This is a genomic window from Aliidiomarina sp., from assembly GCF_047920995.1.
Taxonomy (GTDB): Bacteria; Pseudomonadota; Gammaproteobacteria; order Enterobacterales; family Alteromonadaceae; genus Aliidiomarina.
Map to the genome: position 1 here is coordinate 13,587 of NZ_JBLRWZ010000001.1, position 18,046 is coordinate 31,632.

Here is an 18,046-nt window from a genome sequence, read left to right on the forward strand (position 1 = left end):
GGTCAGTGAGCACGATCACTGACCCCACTCTTCGCCGCCAAGAGCTACCCGCCATATGGCGTAAGGGTTGGCGGTGAGTTTTCTCTGTCCCTAAAAAGTTTGGGGACGGAGACGCGCCTCACTGACCCCAATCTTAAGCAACAAAAACCATCACCACGAAGGCAGTGATTACGGCGAGAATTACGTTGAGCATTACGCCCTCGCGGGCCATTTCTTTGATGGTGATGCGCCCTGAGGCGAATACGATTGAGTTGGGTGGTGTTGCTACGGGTAAGCAGAACGCGCAGCTGCAGGCGATAGCCGCGGGTATCATGAGCACTTCGATGGGCAAGCCGCTGGAAGCAGCTGTGGCAGCGAGTATAGGCATCAGTAGCGTGGCGGTGGCGGTATTCGAGGTAACCTCGGTTAAGAAGGATACGCTGATGGCGATCAAGAACACCAGCAGCCACAGCGGTATGCCAGTAAATTGCCCTAAGGCGCCACCAATAATTTCGCCTAAACCGCTTTGCATGATGCCGGCAGCAAGGCATATGCCACCGGCGAACAACAGTAGAATGCCCCACGGAATATCTACGGCCTGCTCCCAGGTTAGCAAGCGCCCACCTTTGCCATTACTCACCACAAACATGGCCACAACACCAGCTAACGCAATGGTGGAATCACCCACCAATGGCGTGCCTACCATTGCGGTCCAGCCGCCGAAAGGCTCGGTGCGAAACACCCATAAAAATATTACTGCGCCGAATACCATAAGCACCCGTTTTTCATAGCTACTCATCGTACCCAACTTTGGCAATTCCAGTGGCATCGCCAACTGCAAACCGCGGGTAAGCCAAAAGCCAATCACCGGTAACCCGATCAATACCATGGGCACACCAATACCCATCCAGCGTGCAAAGCCAAAGGATTCGCCCGAGATTTGTTCGTAAATGGAGGCGAAAATTAAATTCGGTGGCGTACCAATTAAGGTAGCAACGCCACCTAGCGAAGCGCTATAGGCTAACCCTAGCAGTAATGCGCGCTGAAAGCGGTGATCTTCGCTGGCTTCTGCCAAGGCTAAGGCCACGGGCAACAGCGCCAGTACCGCTGCGGTATTCGAAATCCACATGGATAACACAGCTGTAGCCATCATAAACGAAAGGATTAAGCGGCGGCCATCTGAGGCCCCTACAAAACGAATCAGGTTGAGCGCCATGCGCCGATGCACACCGGAAACCTCTACGGCTTTGGCGAGCATAAACGCGCCCATGAAGAGAATAATAATGTGGTCGCCAAGCGAGCGGCTGGCTTCTTGAAAGCTAAGAATGCCACCTAGTGGCAGCAGCACAAAGGGCAACAACGAGGTTACTGGTAATGGTAAGGCTTCGGTAATCCACCACCATGCCACCCACACTACGCACCCGAGGGTCCATGCGGCTGGCGCAGCCATGCCCGACATTGTTGCTACGGCATAGGCAATAGCGGCGATAATAGGCCCTAAGGCGATATGGCTCACCGCTAATGTTGGCTTGTTGGCTAATTCGCTCACTTTTCCTTCCTTAATATTGATCTGCGTCATCTCAGCGCAGCAAAACACCTTTTATACTGCACATATTCCAACCAATAAGAGGGTTTTCACAATGAACCTACTACAAGATTTCTTTCGCGATCCAGTTATTTTCTTTTCTTTCACTGGTTTAGCTGTAGTTTTAGGGATCTGCATTTTTTATGCGATCTATTTCATCTACAAAATCAAAGATGAATCGAGCAGTGATGCCAGCTAACAGCTAAGCGCCGCCTGATTCCCAACCGGTAGCACGTAAGCGCGCATTACTAAGGCGTTTATTGCCCCGCGGGCCAACTTCATTTGAGGTTGGTAACTGTGCGAGCAGCGTATTGGCATCCAAATCGAGTTCATGGGCCAGTTGGCGTACATAATTTTCGCCGTACAGTGGCGTATCTTCACAGGCAATGTACACCTCATCGAGCTCGGCACCCATGAAGCTTTGCAAGGCAAGATGCTCTAAAGCGCCGGCTAAATCATCGGCATGAATACGGTTATGCCAAGTAGGGGTAATGGTATAATTCCCCTCTCGCAGTGCCTGATACATACGTTCCCGGCCCGGCCCGTAAATCCCGGCAGCACGCACAATTACGCTATTCAGCGCGCTTTCACGCAACGCATTTTCCGCTGCTAATAGCATTTTGCCGGTTTCCGAATCCGGCTCGGTAAGCGAATTTTCATCCACCCAATTGCCATCGCGTTGGCCATACACGCTGGTGCTCCCTACATACAGGATGAGTGGTTGATAGTTATCACTTACTTGCGCGGATAACTGCTGCACAAGATGTTGCACTGGCACCACATAACCTTGTTGATAACCTTCGCCGCTGTACGAGCTTGGCGTAAGGGTAAGCACAACTAAATCCCAATCTTCGGCCAACAACTCGGTAAAGGTTTCCGCGTGCTGTAAATCCCCTGCACGAACATCTACACCCGCAACTGCAATAGCGCGTTCTGGTTTGCGCCGCACACCGGTAACCGCGAAGCCAATCTCTTGTAATAACGGCGCCAAGCGGCTTGCTATATCACCATAACCGAGTAACAACGCGCGTGGTTGCTCGTCATCAGCGTAAATTTCACCATGCTCTACACCACAGTGATCATCATTCTCGAGTTCATGTTCTGATTGCATAAACGATCCTTATACCTGTATTCAGTTTTTGCTGTTAGTACGCAAAACGCAGCACCGAAGCGCTGCGTTTTACTTTACTCTTAAACTGCATAAAATTCCGCAGTATCTTATTTCTTAGTTAGGGTTTTGGCGAAATCCAACATCCGATTCAACGGCTGCATCGCGCGCTCCCCAAGCGCTGCATCTACATGAATTTCATGCATTGCACCACCGTGCACTAGGGCGTTCTCAATCGCCGCTAAGCCATTCATCGCCATCCAAGGGCAATGGGCACAGCTTCGGCACGTAGCGCCGTTACCGCCGGTTGGAGCCTCTACAAACACCTTCTCTGGAGATAGCTGCTGCATTTTATAAAAGATACCTTTATCGGTAGCTACAATAAAATGCTCATGCGGCAATTCTTGGCTAGCTTTAATCAGCTGTGAAGTAGAGCCTACCGCATCGGCCATATCAACAATGGCTTGGGGGGATTCCGGATGCACCAACACCGCCGCTTCTGGATGTTGCTGTTTCAGTTGGCGCAAGGAATTGGCTTTAAATTCATCATGCACGATACAGGCACCCTGCCAAAGCACCATATCGGCGCCAGTTTTCTTAGCGAGGTATCCACCCAAATGGCGATCTGGTGCCCACAGTATTTTTTCGCCTTGGCTATCGAGGTGCTCAATCAACTCTACTGCAATTGATGAAGTAACCACCCAATCCGCCCGCGCTTTTACCGCTGCTGAGGTATTTGCATACACCACCACTGTGTGATCGGGATGCTGATCACAAAACGCTGAGAATTCTTCAATTGGGCAGCCTAAATCGAGCGAGCACGTAGCTTCTAGGGTAGGCATTAACACCGTTTTTTCTGGCGTAAGGATTTTCGCGGTTTCGCCCATAAAGCGAACCCCGGCCACAATCAGCGTTTGCGCATCATGGGTTGCACCGAAGCGCGCCATTTCTAGAGAATCGGCAACACACCCGCCGGTTTCTTCAGCTAAAGCCTGAATTTCCGGATCGGTATAATAATGGGCTACCAGAACTGCATTTTTCTCTACTAAAAGTGCTTTAATGCGTTCACGGTGTGCCTGCTTCTCCGCATCGCTGAGCGGCTTTGGCTTCGCTGGGAAATCAAACTCCAACGGAGCTATTACTTGTGTTTGCGCCATAACTCTCCACACACTCATTTACAAGGGCGGGTATTATAGCTCTTATGCGCTGGGAAATCGAGAAAGATGGTGGGTCGTGCAGGATTCGAACCTGCGACCAATTGATTAAAAGTCAACTGCTCTACCAACTGAGCTAACGACCCACTGCCAAACTGTGTTCCCACTTTGCTGTGGCAACGGCGGCATAGTTTACTGAAATCTCGCTTCGGTGCAAGAAAAAAACCGCCGATACTTGGCATTTTTTGCAATTACTGGTGCTTTCGCTCGGAAATTAACCGAAATCGTGTTTTTTCTAACTTTTCTTTAACTTTCTGCTGCTTATAACCCTTCCAACTGCCGCGCTGCCATTCCCGCTTCAGTGGAATTTGGATACTCAGAGCGCACTTGATTGAAGAATCGACGCGCTCTATCGCGGTTGTTCTGGTTTGCTGCAATAAGGCCTAGTTTTAAAATACAATCCGCTCTTTTGCTTGAATCAGGGAATTGCTCTACTACGGTAGTAAAGTGCGTAATCGCATCTGGGTAGTTTTCTTGGGCGTAGTATAGCTGCCCCAGCCAATAATGCGCGTTACTGGTGTAAGAAGAACCTGGGTACGTTTCTAAGAACGAATGAAATAAAGGTATTGCTTGATCATAATTACGTTCTTGTAGCACCAGCGCCACCGCACGGTCATAATCCGCATTTTCACTACGGTTTTCAGAAAAACTCACGCTACTCGTTGTTAAGCTTGGTGCTGCGGTTGTTGCACTCGCCCCAGCGCCGGAACGTAACTGTTCCGCTAAACGATCTAACTCTTGGTAGATATCGCGTTGCCGCTGCAATATTTGCTCTAATTGATGCGCATGCTCTTCAGCAGTGCCCCGCAAATCACTCAGTTCACGCTGCAAACGGTTCAGTTGTTCCATCATTTCAGCCTGGCCCTGAGTTCGGCCTGCGAGCATCCGCTCAAGCCTATCCAGCCGCTCTTGCACGGTTTCACTACCACTTTGACCACTGGCACGAACTACTGGCGCACCTTGGCTGTATGCTGCAGTACTTACCAGCATGCCTGTTAAGCTGATGGCAATCACCAATCCTGAAAGTTTCATCTATTCTGATTCCCGTTCTATGGGTAATTAAAAGCGCTACGTGAATAACGCGCTTTGCTTTTACCTAACAACACAAACAGCGATGCCGAAAGTTACCTTTCAGCAAAGCTGCTTGCTTGAACTAAACCTACTTACGCACTTGCATGTACGCAGCCGAGCTTAGTATACCAATACTGCCCGACGGTTTTGCGACCATGCACGTTCGTTGTTGCCGCGTGCTAATGGTTTCTCTTCACCAAATGATACCGTGGTAATTTGTGAAGATAATACACCTAGATTACGCATGTAAGCTGCGGTTGCATTTGCACGGCGTTCACCTAATGCAATGTTGTACTCTGGCGTACCGCGCTCGTCTGTGTGGCCTTCAATTACCACGGTAACTGATGGGTTACGCACTAAATAATCAGCATGCGCCGCTAACAATTCAGCAAATTCGCTACGGATATCTGAAGTATCAAAATCAAAATAGATTACTTGATCTTGGCGCAACTCTGCATACCGCTCTTGGCGCTGCTCTTCCGGGCTAAGTTGACGATCTGCTGCGCCAGTTTGCACACCAGAAGGCGCACGCCCATCACCGGTGGTACCTGTGGTGCTGCTGTCTACATCGCTATCTGGCGAGCTTGAACATGCTGCTAAGGTTGCGATCGATACGGTTAACGCTAACGCTTTTACTAATTTATTTAACTGCACATTTTGTAACTGCATGGGTACGATCCTGTTCTAAAGTTATGAAATGAATCTAAGTGTGTTTCTATCCATTGTAAAACCGCAGGCTACTTTATTTTTTCCGTGTAAACCGAGTTGCTTGAATCATTTACTCATTATTTGCGATCAAAATATCACGTTTTCTCAATTAGAGAAATGGGGACCAAGCAGGCCCCTTCACTTCACCATCACGAGAAGGTAAACGTGCACGGAAGCGGCCATCCATTGATACCAACGCTAACACTTGCTTACCGTTATAAGTAGTACTATAGATGATCATGCTACCGTTTGGTGCCACGCTTGGCGATTCATCCAAGCTGGTTTCCGTGAGGATCTGGAAATTGCCGCTTGGATAATCTTGCCGACCAATGTGGAACTTCCCATTATCACGATTAACAACAACTAAGCCGCGCCCATCTGGGGTAACTACCCCACCAAGGTTAGCTTCACCCGTAAAGGTTACCCGGCGAATACGCTTGGAATCGAGATCTACCCGATACGTTTGCGCGCGCCCACCTCGTTCAGAGGTAAACACTAGTGAATTACCATCTGGTGTCCAGTAGGGTTCGGTATCGATGCGCCAATGATCGGTGATTTGCTCCAAGCGGCGGCTGGCAATATCCATAATGTAGATATTCGGTGCGCCATCTTTAGAAAGTACCATCGCCATACGCCGGCCATCTGGCGACCATGCTGGCGAACCGTTTATACCTGGGAACGAAGTTAATTTTTCACGCTGGGTAGTATAAATATCCTGCATAAAAATTTCTGGCCGGCCGTTCTCGAAACTCACATAAGCTAAACGATTCCCATCTGGTGACCAAGTTGGTGACATTAATGGCTGTGGCGAGCGCAACAAAACCCGTTCGTTATAGCCATCGTAATCACTTACCATCAAGTGATATGGGTTTTCTAAATCGAGATCAACATAAATATAGGCAATGCGAGTAAGAAACGCGCCGCGCTCGCCGGTTAACGCCTCATACACTACATCAGAAATGCGGTGCGCATACTGGCGGAACTGATTCGGGTTTACTACCGAGCTACGCCCTTCAATCACATGATCATTACTATCTACTAGCTGGCCATCTACCAGTGCTTGCGCAGTACCGCCGGTAATCTGGCCACGCAGCGGGTCGATAAGCTCGTAGGTAACCTGATAACGATCACCCGATAACACACTCACCTCGCCCACTAGCATGGCCTCAATCCCTAAGCGGGCCCATACTGAATAATCACTTACTTCAGTATCTTTACCAGGAAAGCTTGGCATATCGCGCGAAGAAATTGGGTTGAAGCGCCCACTACGGCGTAAATCAGCCACGATAATTTCCGCAAAATCATAAGGGGCTTCGCCTTCACCTAGCCATTGAAATGGCACCACAGCCAGCGGCCGAGCGCTATCTTGGCCCTCGGTGATAACGATTTCTAGCGTGCTTTGCGCTTGTGCTGTGTTGGCAGTAAAGGCCAACGCAGCAAACACAACTATCCAACCTGTCAGTAATCGTTTCATCTTTACTCCAATTAATTAAACTGCGGTTCTACTCGCAAGCGGAAACTACGTAATTGTTCATACACGTCTGGGTCTTCCGATATTGGCAAATTACCGGCACGTAACACTGCTGCGCGGGCGGAATCACATACTGCCCGATCGCCTTCCCCTACTTGTACATTGGTTACAAATCCATCTCGCGCCATACTAATGGTAAGTACGCAGGATTTACCACGCATACTCGCATCAGTAATCCAGTTCCGCTGAATTGCGCTGCGAATCAATGCTTGATAACGCTCTACTTCTGTTAACACTCGTTGTTGCCGCGCTTGGTTACGTTGCGCTTGTTCTTGCGCTAAGCGCTCTTGTAACTGCCGCTCACGCTCGGCTCGCTCGCGCGCTGCTTGTTCTTGCGCGCGCCGCTCCGCTTCTAAGCGCTCGCGCTCTTCTTGTGCTTTGCGTTCAGCTTCTTGCTGCTGGCGTAATCGCTCGGCAGCTTCTTCCCGTTGCCGCTCGGCTTCTGCCTGCTCACGTTGCGCCTGCTCGCGCTCACGGCGGGCTTGCTCTGCGGCACGCTCACGCTCCGCAGCCACTTCTCGCGCGCGCTGTTCTTCGCGCTGGCGCCGTTGTTCTGCTTCCCGTGCTCGCCGTTCTATATCAGCAACACGCTGTTGCTCGGCACGCCGTTCCGCTTCGCGCTGATCACGAATACGTTGTACTTGTGCTTCTACCGCCGCTTGCTCTACCGCTACCGCACGCACAATTTCTTGTGGCGCGGGGGTAACCTCACTAATACTCGGGCTACTTAATTGCGGTGAATCTTTTGGGGCTGGGGTAAATTCCATACTCACCACCATCGCCCCTACTAACCCTACATGCAGCAGTACAGAATAGCCTACTGGTTTCCAAGCTACATTCTTGCTCAGCTGCGGCATGCGCAAACGTTTCTTCGCCATTACTTACTCCGGCGGCCGGGTCATGAGGCCTACACGTTCAGCCCCAGCGCGCTGCAACAATACCATCAGTTGCAGTACCTGATTATACGAAACGGCGCCATCGCCACGCACTACAACTGGCGTTTCAGGTTCTAGTTGCAAATGCGCTGCCACTAAGGTGGCCACATCGGCAGCCGACATGGCTTGTTCCTGATCGCCACCAATGTTGATGTAGTAGTTCCCCTCGGCATCTACCGAGGCCACTAACGGCAATTTGCCATCATCGTTAATAGGTTCGGCACTCGCTTGCGGCAAATCTACATCTACCCCTTGGGTAATTAAAGGTGCGGTTACCATGAAAATAATCAGTAGCACCAACATAACGTCAATGTAGGGCACTACATTAATTTCCGATACCGGTTTTTTGCGCCGCCGCGCAATAAAGGCTTCCATAGTTAGGCCTCCTGCTCCCGCAACGGTGAAGGTGCAGGTGCTGATGACACAACTTGGCGCTGCAATATACCAGTGAATTCTTCGGCGAAGTTGATGTAGTTACCATCAATTACGCCTACTTGGTTGGCGAATTTGTTATACGCAATAACAGCTGGAATTGCCGCGAACAAACCCATTGCGGTTGCTATCAATGCTTCAGCAATCCCAGGCGCTACCATTTGTAAGGTTGCTTGTTGCACGCTACCAAGGGCGATAAAGGCATTCATGATGCCCCATACCGTACCGAACAAACCGATATATGGGCTAATAGAACCAATGGTGGCTAGCACAGTTAAGTGCTTTTCTAAGCGGTCCATTTCCCGGCTATGCGCAACGCGCATGGCCCGCTGGGTGCCAGACATCACGCTCAAGTTATCCATGTTGCGAACCTGCCGTAACCGGGCAAACTCACGGAAACCACTATGAAATAAGTGCTCGGAGCCTTTTATTTTGCCGCCCTTCACAGAAATTTCTTTATACAGTTTTGCGAGATCTACTCCCGACCAGAAGCGTTCTTCAAATTGGCTTGCTTCGCTTTGTGCCTGATCTAAAATTTTGCGGCGTTGGAAGATGAGTGCCCAAGATAAAATCGACATCAAAACCAACAGGATCATTACTGCTTTTACTACTAAGCTGGCTTCTAAAAATAAGCCAAGAAACGACATATCAGCTTCCACGCCTGATTACCTCTAAAATTTCCGCCGGTATTGCTACCGGTTTCATTGTTACTAAATTGACGCATGCTGCTTTGACTTCAGCAACACACAATAATTCATCGCGCTGATTACTAATATTTTGCACGAAATCGATTGATGCACGGCCTATCTTTTCTGGTTCTACACTTACTTGCAGAGCATCATTAAAACGGGCTGGAGCACGTAAATCAAGCCCCACTTTGCGAACCACAAAACCGATTTTCGTAGTAAGCCAAGTATCTTGTTCAACCCCAAGCGCACGCAGCCATTCGGTGCGCGCTCGCTCACAGTATTTCAGATAGTTCGCATAATAAACAATGCCACCGGCATCGGTGTCTTCGTAGTAAATTCGTACGGGCCAGTAAAATGCTTGCAAACTCTACTCCTAAGCGCGTTGCTTTTATTATTGCTTTTCAGTTTCTGAGTAGCAGGCAAACACTATACCTGAAGAAAAATCGGAAATGTAGGGATATTGGGGGCTTCGGCATGGCTGATTAGCGTAAATATTAGTTAAATCATCGAATGTGTTCATAAGAGTTTTTCTTATCTATCTAAAAACAACCAATCGTTCAGGAGCCTTATTTATAGGGCGCTAAATCAACTTGTTATGGAATTGTTGCTTATATCTTAAGCGTAACAATTCCATAACACATTAATTTTTGTAATCCGAAGTGGTAGTTTTTCTCGTTTGATACTGGTCTGATATCTCTTATAATACGCATCGTGTTCAAGGCAAACCCTTGGCAAACGAATTTAAGTTTTCCTCCTTGTTGTTGTTACAACTTTTGCCCGCTCCCCCCGAGCGGGCTTTTTTTTGCCTGCTATTCCGGTTTCGTGAGGCCAAAGTGTTGGTAGGCATGTTGCGTGGCAATGCGCCCGCGCGGTGTGCGTTGCACAAAACCTTGTTGAATCAGGAAGGGTTCCAGCACATCTTCAATGGTATCTTTTTCTTCGCCAATAGCGGCAGCTAAGTTTTCTAATCCTACCGGGCCACCCATAAACTTCTCAATAATGGCTTTCAGCAATTTGCGATCCATATAATCGAATCCGGCTTTATCCACATCAATCATATCGAGTGCAGCGGCGGCAACATCTGCGGTAATCGGGCCACTTGATTTCACTTGTGCATAATCACGCACTCGGCGTAGTAATCGATTAGCAATCCGCGGTGTACCGCGCGAACGGGTAGCTACTTCGAGCGCACCATTGCCTTCGAGTTGCATATCTAAAAAGCTGGCCGAACGCCCTACAATCGAAGTAAGTTCAGGAATACTGTAAAACTCCAAGCGTTGCACGATACCGAAACGATCGCGCAGTGGCGAAGTTAATGCGCCAGCACGAGTAGTAGCGCCTACCAGTGTAAAGGGTGGTAAATCGAGTTTAATGGAACGTGCCGCCGGCCCCTCGCCAATCATCAGATCTAGCTGATAATCTTCCATGGCCGGATAGAGCACTTCTTCCACAACTGGGCTTAAACGATGAATCTCATCAATAAACAGAACATCATGAGGCTCGAGGTTCGTAAGCAGCGCAGCTAAATCACCCGCTTTTTCGAGTACAGGCCCTGAGGTGGTTTTAATTCCCACGCCCATTTCATTGGCAATAATATTGGCTAAGGTAGTTTTACCAAGGCCGGGTGGCCCAAAAATCAACACATGATCGAGCGCATCGCTGCGCCCGCGCGCGGCTTCAATATAAATACCAAGCTGCTCAACCACATGCTTTTGGCCAGTATAATCCGCAAGCCGTTTTGGCCGAATAGCGCGATCGATTACCTCATCTTCGCCGGTGGCACTTGGCTGCACGGGGCGTTCTGGCATCATCGAATCGGCTTCTATCATGATTTCTACCTTGCTTAATTATTGTTCTCGTTGGGTGGCTCAGTTGCTATTGTTAGCGCCAGCTTACATCATTGCTTTTAATGCAGCACGAATCAGTTCTTCTGCACTCATACCATCCTGGCCAACTTTCTTCAGTACTTGCTGGGCTTGGCTATCTTTGTAGCCTAACCCTACCAAAGCACTCATCGCTTCACTGCGCGGGCTGTTTGCCGGCTCTGCGAACACCGGGTTCATAGCTACACCTTTGCCATTCGGTAGGCCCGTGCTCATCTCTGCACCGCGGAAATCTTTTAAGCGATCGCGCATTTCCACTAATAGCCGCTCAGCGGTTTTCCTACCTACACCGGGAATTTTCACTAGGGTGCTTAAATCACCTTGCTGCACACTTTGCACAAAATGCTGAGCACTCATACCCGACATAATCGCCAGGGCCATTTTTGGCCCCACGCCTTGTGCTTTAATTAATAAACGGAACAACGCGCGCTCATCAAGGCTATTAAACCCAAACAATAACTGCGCATCTTCCCGCACTACAAAATGGGTAAACAAGGTAACTGGCTGGCCTACTTCGGGTAAATCGTAGTAGCAGCTCATGGGCACCTGCACTTCGTAACCTACCCCTTGCACATCAATCAGCAGATCAGGCGCTAGTTTTGCAAGTAGAATTCCGTGTAATCGGCCAATCATGTAGGTTCCCTATTTTCGCTTTACGAGCAGTTGATTGGTATGCAAATGACAAATGGCTACTGCCAATGCATCCGCGGCATCAGCCTGCGGTATGCGCGGCAGCTTAAGCATATGCTTCACCATGTGCTGCACTTGTTCTTTCGCTGCGCCACCGGTGCCTACTACTGCTTGTTTAATAGCCCGCGCCGCATATTCATATACTGGCAGTTCACACAGCGCTGCTGCCACAATGGCCGCCCCTCGAGCTTGCCCTAACTTTAATGCCGAATCCGGGTTGCGCGATAGGAACACTTGTTCAATGGCAAACTCGGTAGGCTGAAATTGTTGCACTAACTCTTGTACACCATCGTGAATCATTTTTAAGCGCGTGGCCAATGCAATATCAGTAGAACCACCCGCTCGGGCAAGTTTAATGCAGCCACTGCCCAAATAAGTAAGCTTACCTGCGTGCAATTGCACCACACCGTAGCCAGTTATGCGCGAGCCGGGGTCGATGCCAAGCACGATTCGGGTCATTGGTTATTGTTCTTCGTTCTTCACCGCCAACGCCACGCCTAGTTCAGCAAGCGCAGCTGGATTTGCAAAGCCCGGTGCATCGGTAAGTGGGCACTGTGCGGTGGTGGTTTTCGGGAAGGCAATAACATCACGAATGGAGCTTGCGCCTACCATCAACATTACTAAACGATCGAGGCCAAATGCCAAACCCGCATGCGGTGGCGCACCATACTTCAATGCTTCAAGCAGGAAGCCGAACTTCTCTTGCGCTTCCGCCTCATCGATTCCCAAAATACCGAATACCGCCTGTTGCATCGCGTTATCGTGAATACGCACCGAACCGCCACCTACTTCACAGCCGTTCAACACCATATCGTACGCATTAGATAACGCTGCACCTGGGTTAGCTTTGAGCTCTTCCGCTGTAACGCCAATTGGCGCCGTAAACGGATGGTGCAATGCGAAGTAACCTTCATCGGTTTCTTCAAACATTGGAAAATCAACTACCCATAACGGCTTCCAGCTATCTTCTAGCAAGCCAAAATCGGTGCCCAATTGCAAACGCAGCGCACCTAATGCTTCGGTAACTACGGTATTGCTATCGGCACCAAACAACAAGATATCGCCATCTGCGGCATCAACCCGCGCGAGCAACTCATTTACCACGGCTTCGGGGAAGAACTTCAGTACCGGAGATTGCAGCCCTTCTAGGCCTTTTGCGCGCTCATTTACTTTCATCCATGCCAAGCCTTTGGCGCCATAAATACCCACAAAATTGGTGTACTCATCAATTTGTTTACGGCTTAAGCTCGCACCACCTGGCACTTTAATTACGGCTACGCGGCCCTTGGCATCATTGGCAGGCCCTGAGAATACTTTGAATTCAATATCCTTTACCAAATCCGCTATATCCACCAGCTCAAGTGGGTTACGTAAATCCGGCTTATCACTGCCGTAGCGGCGCATTGCTTCGCTATACGGCATGATTGGGAAATCGCCTAAATCAACGCTGAGCATTTCGGTAAATAATTTGCGTACCATATCTTCGGTAAGCGCTCGCACTTGCTCTGCACTCATGAAGGTGGTTTCAATATCGATCTGAGTAAATTCTGGTTGCCGATCAGCACGTAAATCTTCATCGCGGAAACATTTCACGATTTGATAATAGCGATCGAAGCCCGACATCATCAGCAACTGCTTAAAAAGCTGCGGTGATTGCGGCAACGCAAAAAACTTCCCTTTATGAGTGCGGCTTGGTACTAAATAATCTCGCGCACCTTCTGGTGTAGCCCGCGTTAGCATTGGGGTTTCGATATCCAAGAACCCTTCGCTATCCATGTACCGGCGAACGGCACTTGCTACGCGCGCGCGGAACTGAATTTTTTCATTCATATCGGGGCGGCGTAAATCAAGATAACGATAACGCAAGCGCTGTTCTTCACTTACTTGCTGATTGTAATCGATTGGCAAGGGTGCGGAGCGGTTCAAGATTTTCACATCCTGCGCCAACAACTCTACTTTACCCGTAGCCATGCGCTCGTTGATTTGCCCTTCTGGGCGGGCCCGCACTTCACCGGTAATTTGTACACAAAATTCCTGCCGTAACTTGTTTGCTTCCGCAAACATATCCGCCAAATCTGGATCAAAAACCACTTGCAGCAAGCCAGTGCGATCGCGCACATCGGCAAAAATCAAACCGCCTAAATCGCGGCGTTTGTGAATCCAACCGGCTACGGTTACTTGATTTTTGAGTTCGTGTTCGTTTACCTGCTCACAATAATGACTGCGCATGCTGTTCTGCTTCCGTTTTGGGCGAAATGAATAATTCGAAATAAGGTGTTTAACTAACCGCTAAGTATAAAGGAGAGCAGCGGGTAAAGTCACCCGCTGTAGTTAGAAACGCGCAGATGTTTATGCCTTGGCAACTGGCTTTGCCACAATCACACCTTGTTTCCCTGATTCTTTTACCGCATACATCGCCTCATCAGCCGCAATGAGCAGTTGCTCATAGCTCTGCCCATGATCTGGATATACTGCCACGCCAATACTGGCGCCTATTTTCGCTTCGCCCACCGCTAACCGGAACGGCATAGTGAGGCGTTGTAGCACTTTATCTGCTACCGCTTTGGCTTGCTCAACCGTATTAATTTGCGTGAGCAAAATTACAAATTCATCACCACCATAGCGCGCCACCATATCGGTTTTGCGCACTGCCCGCTGAATGCGCTGGGCTACTGCAATTAGCAGCTCATCACCGGCATCGTGCCCTTCTGTGTCGTTTACTGCTTTAAAACCATCGAGGTCAATAAAGATTAACGCACACTTGCGCTTATTCTCGGCGTGCAAGATGAGTGCTAACTCACCTTTTTCTATCATATGGGTACGATTTGGCAATCCTGTGAGCTGATCATGGTAGGCTCTATGGCGCATTTCTGCTTCACGCAACTTGCGCCGTTGAATATCGCGGCGTAAATGCGTTAACCACGCCAGAAATCCAGCCAAAATGATTAATACAGCAATGATGCTGCGCACAGCCCAGCGTTGCACCGCGTCTCTATCGAGGCCATCGGTGAGCTGTTCTGGCTCAAACCAAGCTTCCTGTACTTGCGCGATTTCATTATCGCTGGTGAGTAAGATAGCGCGATCTAAAATAGGTACGAGCTCCTGCCAATCGTTGCGCACGCCAATACTCACCCTATCGCCCGGTAATGCTCGTAAAATATGCACCGCGGTGCCTGATAACGCTTGCTGCCGCACTCGATTCATAAGCAGCGGTAAACTATCCAAATAGGCATCAGCTCGCCCTTCTAGCACCGCATTAATTCCATCCTCTGGTGTGGCTACTGATAACACCCTAAGTTCGGGTACCGCCATTGCGTCTGCAAATATGCTGTAACTTTCCACAATAGCAATGGTGGCATCGCTTACGCTAGCCAAATCAGTACCGCGCACCGGGTTCTGCGATAGGCTCATCAGCGCCCAATCCACACTAAAATAGGGCACTGTGAATGCGGCAAACTGCAACCTCTCTGATGTAGGTGTCATAAAGCTCAGGGCATCAATATCACGGCTCTCAAGCGCTGCAATACAAGTACGCCAACTGCCGCAATCATGCCACGTGATGGGTAAACTCAGGCGTTCTGCCAGCAAGGCAAGAACGTCTGCATCAAAACCACGAATCTGCCCACTATCATCCCGATCTAAAATCGGCGCAGAATCGTCTGGCACGCCAATCCGCATCGTGCCCAACGCATAGATGGTTAATAGTTCCTGCGGGCGTAACGACATTCGTTGCGCGTTAGCATGAAAATAAGTATCCAGTGATTGCTCGCTAATGAATATACTTGCTGGCATGGTTGCACTTAAAGTAAGTACTTGCGCATCGTTTTGTGCATGCGCTTCCGCTTGTTCAGTATTGCACCACCATACCGAGAGCTGGCCGCGAGCAATAGCATCCTGCAAATCAATACGAATTAAGCCCTGCTCGGCAGAAAATAAGCGAAAGGTGAGCTGCGGAAATACACTTTCCAAGCGAAAGCGCAACGAATTATCGGTAACCCCAATCACAAAGCCGGGCAATTGATGCTCGCTTAGTGCTGCTGTATTTTCATGAACGCACAGCTGCACTAGCTCGGAATCTTGCGGTGCATCTGATATGCCTTTGTGGGGAAAGGGCTGGATATTTACTTGCGCGTGAACGGTGTGAGCAGATATCGGCATAAGTATGAAGATTACCAACAACATGCTAAAGAATAGACGCAAGAGTGCGGTATTGCCTTGCTGCACCAGATGAAGCTTAGGCGGCCGCAAGTGAATGAAATGCAGCCCACACCAAAGCGGCTTCACCCAATTCTTGCGTAAAAGCCATGTACGGAAACTCCTTGTACGCGAAATATGCCGAATTATGGTTGCATTCATTTGTTTCAGGTACAATTCCTGTTATTAAAATTTGTCTGCTTACTTAGTTTAGCGCTTTTATTCTTGATTTCACTAAAGAAACTGTAAATGAAACCAAACCAACCGATACAACGCGATTCTGTATACGCTCAGCCACTGAGTAAAGTGAGCGATTTTGCCTTCGATGCAAAAGTTGCCGCTGTATTTCCGGATATGATTAGCCGCTCCATTCCGGGCTATGCCACCATTGTGGATACCATTGGCCGATTAGCTAACCGCTTCGTGCAACCGCACACCGTTGTTTATGATTTGGGCTGCTCCTTAGGCGCCGCCAGCCTCTCAATTAAACAGCACTGCCAAGCTGAAGGTGTTGAGATTCTCGCGGTAGATAATTCACCTGCCATGGTGGAGCGTTGCCAAGGTTATGTGGAAGCGTATCGGGGCAACATTCCAGTGCATGTAAGTTGTGCCGATATAGCTGAGCTTAGCATGCAACCTTGTTCAATGGTGGTATTAAACTTTACTCTGCAATTTGTAGCACCGGAATTGCGCCAAGCTATTATTGATAAAATTTACGCTGCCTTGCTGCCTGGCGGCGTGCTGGTGCTTTCGGAGAAAGTTACCCATGAAGATCCTGTGGCAGATGCGCTACTTATCGATTTATATCACGAATTTAAGCGCAACAATGGTTACAGCGATTTGGAAATTAGCCAAAAGCGCGCTGCATTAGAGAATGTAATGCGCCTCAACACACCAGAACAACATATTGCGCGGCTGCAACAAGCTGGCTTTAGCAGTATTCAAGAATGGTTTCGCTGCTTTAACTTCACCTCGTGGATTGCCATCAAAAACGCGCCTGAGGCAGCAGAATGAAAAACAATATGCAAACCAGTGAATACAACGCTTTCTATGCCCGGTTAACAGCAACGCCGTTAGCCCATTGGCTAGAAACTCTACCTGCAGCGATTCGCGAATGGCAGCAGCATAACCAGCATGGCGATTTTAAAAAATGGCAACGGGTAATTCAGCAACTACCGGCGCTTACCGCACAGCATGTGGATTTGGCCAGCCAAGTGCAAATTGGTGCTGCTAGTGAAGCACAAGCCACCGATATTGCACGTATGCAAGGCTTACTAAAACAACTGATGCCATGGCGGAAAGGGCCATTTGATTTATTCGGTTTACACATCGATACCGAGTGGCGTTCCGATTGGAAATGGGATCGCGTAGCGCCTCATTTAAGTGATTTAACTGGCCGCTCGGTATTGGATATTGGCTGTGGTAGTGGTTATCATTTGTGGCGTATGTTGGGCGCAGGTGCGGATTTAGCGGTAGGTATTGACCCCGGCCAACTGTTCGTAAGCCAATTTCGAGCTGTGCGCCGATTTGTTCCAGAACACCTAGCTCGGAATATTGAGTTGTTGCCCCTTGGTATCGAGCAAATGCCCAAGTTGGCTGCCTTTGATACGGTATTTAGCATGGGGGTGCTCTACCACCGCCGCTCGCCGATTGATTTTCTGCAACAGTGTATAGATCAGTTGCGCCCAGGTGGTGAACTGGTATTGGAAACACTGGTAGTGGATGGCGATATTAATACGGTGTTGGTGCCCGGCGAACGCTATGCACAAATGCCAAATGTATGGTTTATTCCATCGTCGGCAGCGCTGGTGCATTGGTTGCAGCGGTTAGGCCTAGAAAATGTGCGCGTTGTGGATGAGTGCGTTACTACACTCGATGAACAGCGCCGCAGCGAATGGATGGAAAACCAATCACTGGCAGATTTCCTGAATCCCGATGATCGCAGCCAAACCGTGGAAGGCTATCCGGCTCCGAAGCGCGCTGTGCTTATTGGTAATACGAAAGGTGGTTAGCGCACCCTTTGTTGT

General features: G+C 49.2%; 18 protein-coding genes and 1 tRNA gene. 3 read left to right on the forward strand and 16 right to left on the reverse strand.

Going from position 1 to position 18,046, the window contains the following annotated elements; genetic code table 11:
• Nucleotides 1–133 precede the first annotated feature (133 nt).
• Entirely contained in the window at nt 134–1,528 is a 1,395-nt protein-coding gene (locus tag ACNA7P_RS00070) for an SLC13 family permease (protein ID WP_416256560.1), read from the reverse strand.
• Nucleotides 1,529–1,619: 91 nt separating this feature from the next.
• On the opposite strand from ACNA7P_RS00070, the gene ACNA7P_RS00075 reads away from it, so the two are divergent.
• Complete coding sequence (locus ACNA7P_RS00075) at nt 1,620–1,763, forward strand: DUF3149 domain-containing protein (protein ID WP_416256561.1); 144 nt, start codon at nt 1,620–1,622, stop codon at nt 1,761–1,763.
• Nucleotides 1,764–1,766: 3 nt separating this feature from the next.
• Here ACNA7P_RS00075 and ACNA7P_RS00080 read toward each other — a convergent pair whose 3' ends face one another.
• The 15 genes from ACNA7P_RS00080 to ACNA7P_RS00150 form a co-directional block, all read right to left on the reverse strand.
• Nucleotides 1,767–2,675 carry an NAD(P)H-binding protein gene (locus ACNA7P_RS00080; RefSeq protein ID WP_416256562.1) on the reverse strand — a complete coding sequence of 303 codons (909 nt, stop codon included), beginning with the start codon at nt 2,673–2,675 and terminating at the stop codon, nt 1,767–1,769.
• Between the two features lie 107 nt (nt 2,676–2,782).
• The gene (gene nadA / locus ACNA7P_RS00085) at nt 2,783–3,829 is read right to left on the reverse strand and encodes a quinolinate synthase NadA (RefSeq protein WP_416256563.1); all 1,047 of its coding nucleotides are present in this window, start codon (nt 3,827–3,829) and stop codon (nt 2,783–2,785) included.
• A gap of 67 nt (nt 3,830–3,896) precedes the next feature.
• Nucleotides 3,897–3,972, reverse strand: a tRNA-Lys gene (locus tag ACNA7P_RS00090).
• 175 nt (nt 3,973–4,147) lie between these two features.
• Entirely contained in the window at nt 4,148–4,918 is a 771-nt protein-coding gene (gene ybgF / locus ACNA7P_RS00095; RefSeq protein WP_416256564.1) for a tol-pal system protein YbgF, read from the reverse strand.
• 159 nt (nt 4,919–5,077) lie between these two features.
• The gene (gene pal / locus ACNA7P_RS00100) at nt 5,078–5,611 is read right to left on the reverse strand and encodes a peptidoglycan-associated lipoprotein Pal (protein WP_416256684.1); all 534 of its coding nucleotides are present in this window, start codon (nt 5,609–5,611) and stop codon (nt 5,078–5,080) included.
• Nucleotides 5,612–5,774: 163 nt separating this feature from the next.
• Nucleotides 5,775–7,139 (reverse strand): Tol-Pal system beta propeller repeat protein TolB, encoded by a 1,365-nt coding sequence (gene tolB / locus ACNA7P_RS00105; RefSeq protein WP_416256565.1) that lies wholly within the window; start codon nt 7,137–7,139, stop codon nt 5,775–5,777.
• Nucleotides 7,140–7,150: 11 nt separating this feature from the next.
• On the reverse strand, nt 7,151–8,074 hold the full coding sequence (gene tolA / locus ACNA7P_RS00110) for a cell envelope integrity protein TolA (RefSeq protein ID WP_416256566.1): 924 nt from the start codon (nt 8,072–8,074) through the stop codon (nt 7,151–7,153).
• A gap of 3 nt (nt 8,075–8,077) precedes the next feature.
• Nucleotides 8,078–8,506 (reverse strand): protein TolR, encoded by a 429-nt coding sequence (gene tolR, locus ACNA7P_RS00115; RefSeq protein WP_416256567.1) that lies wholly within the window; start codon nt 8,504–8,506, stop codon nt 8,078–8,080.
• 2 nt (nt 8,507–8,508) lie between these two features.
• Nucleotides 8,509–9,222: a protein TolQ gene (tolQ, locus tag ACNA7P_RS00120; RefSeq protein WP_416256568.1), complete on the reverse strand. Its 714-nt coding sequence runs from the start codon at nt 9,220–9,222 to the stop codon at nt 8,509–8,511.
• Nucleotides 9,212–9,616, reverse strand: coding sequence for a tol-pal system-associated acyl-CoA thioesterase (gene ybgC, locus ACNA7P_RS00125; RefSeq protein WP_416256569.1), 405 nt, complete (start codon nt 9,614–9,616; stop codon nt 9,212–9,214). Before ybgC ends, tolQ begins: the two co-directional genes overlap by 11 nt.
• A gap of 445 nt (nt 9,617–10,061) precedes the next feature.
• Nucleotides 10,062–11,081, reverse strand: coding sequence for a Holliday junction branch migration DNA helicase RuvB (gene ruvB, locus ACNA7P_RS00130; protein WP_416256570.1), 1,020 nt, complete (start codon nt 11,079–11,081; stop codon nt 10,062–10,064).
• 63 nt (nt 11,082–11,144) lie between these two features.
• The gene (gene ruvA, locus ACNA7P_RS00135) at nt 11,145–11,768 is read right to left on the reverse strand and encodes a Holliday junction branch migration protein RuvA (protein WP_416256571.1); all 624 of its coding nucleotides are present in this window, start codon (nt 11,766–11,768) and stop codon (nt 11,145–11,147) included.
• A 9-nt stretch (nt 11,769–11,777) separates the two neighbouring features.
• Nucleotides 11,778–12,284, reverse strand: coding sequence for a crossover junction endodeoxyribonuclease RuvC (gene ruvC, locus ACNA7P_RS00140; RefSeq protein ID WP_416256572.1), 507 nt, complete (start codon nt 12,282–12,284; stop codon nt 11,778–11,780).
• Between the two features lie 3 nt (nt 12,285–12,287).
• Entirely contained in the window at nt 12,288–14,054 is a 1,767-nt protein-coding gene (gene aspS / locus ACNA7P_RS00145) for an aspartate--tRNA ligase (RefSeq protein ID WP_416256573.1), read from the reverse strand.
• A 120-nt stretch (nt 14,055–14,174) separates the two neighbouring features.
• Nucleotides 14,175–15,983, reverse strand: a complete 1,809-nt coding sequence (locus ACNA7P_RS00150; RefSeq protein WP_416256574.1) for a diguanylate cyclase domain-containing protein — start codon at nt 15,981–15,983, stop codon at nt 14,175–14,177.
• A 285-nt stretch (nt 15,984–16,268) separates the two neighbouring features.
• Between ACNA7P_RS00150 and cmoA the strand changes: the two genes are divergently transcribed.
• On the forward strand, nt 16,269–17,033 hold the full coding sequence (gene cmoA / locus ACNA7P_RS00155) for a carboxy-S-adenosyl-L-methionine synthase CmoA (protein ID WP_416256575.1): 765 nt from the start codon (nt 16,269–16,271) through the stop codon (nt 17,031–17,033).
• Nucleotides 17,030–18,031, forward strand: a complete 1,002-nt coding sequence (gene cmoB, locus ACNA7P_RS00160) for a tRNA 5-methoxyuridine(34)/uridine 5-oxyacetic acid(34) synthase CmoB (protein ID WP_416256576.1) — start codon at nt 17,030–17,032, stop codon at nt 18,029–18,031. Before cmoA ends, cmoB begins: the two co-directional genes overlap by 4 nt.
• The last annotated feature ends 15 nt before the right edge of the window (nt 18,032–18,046 follow it).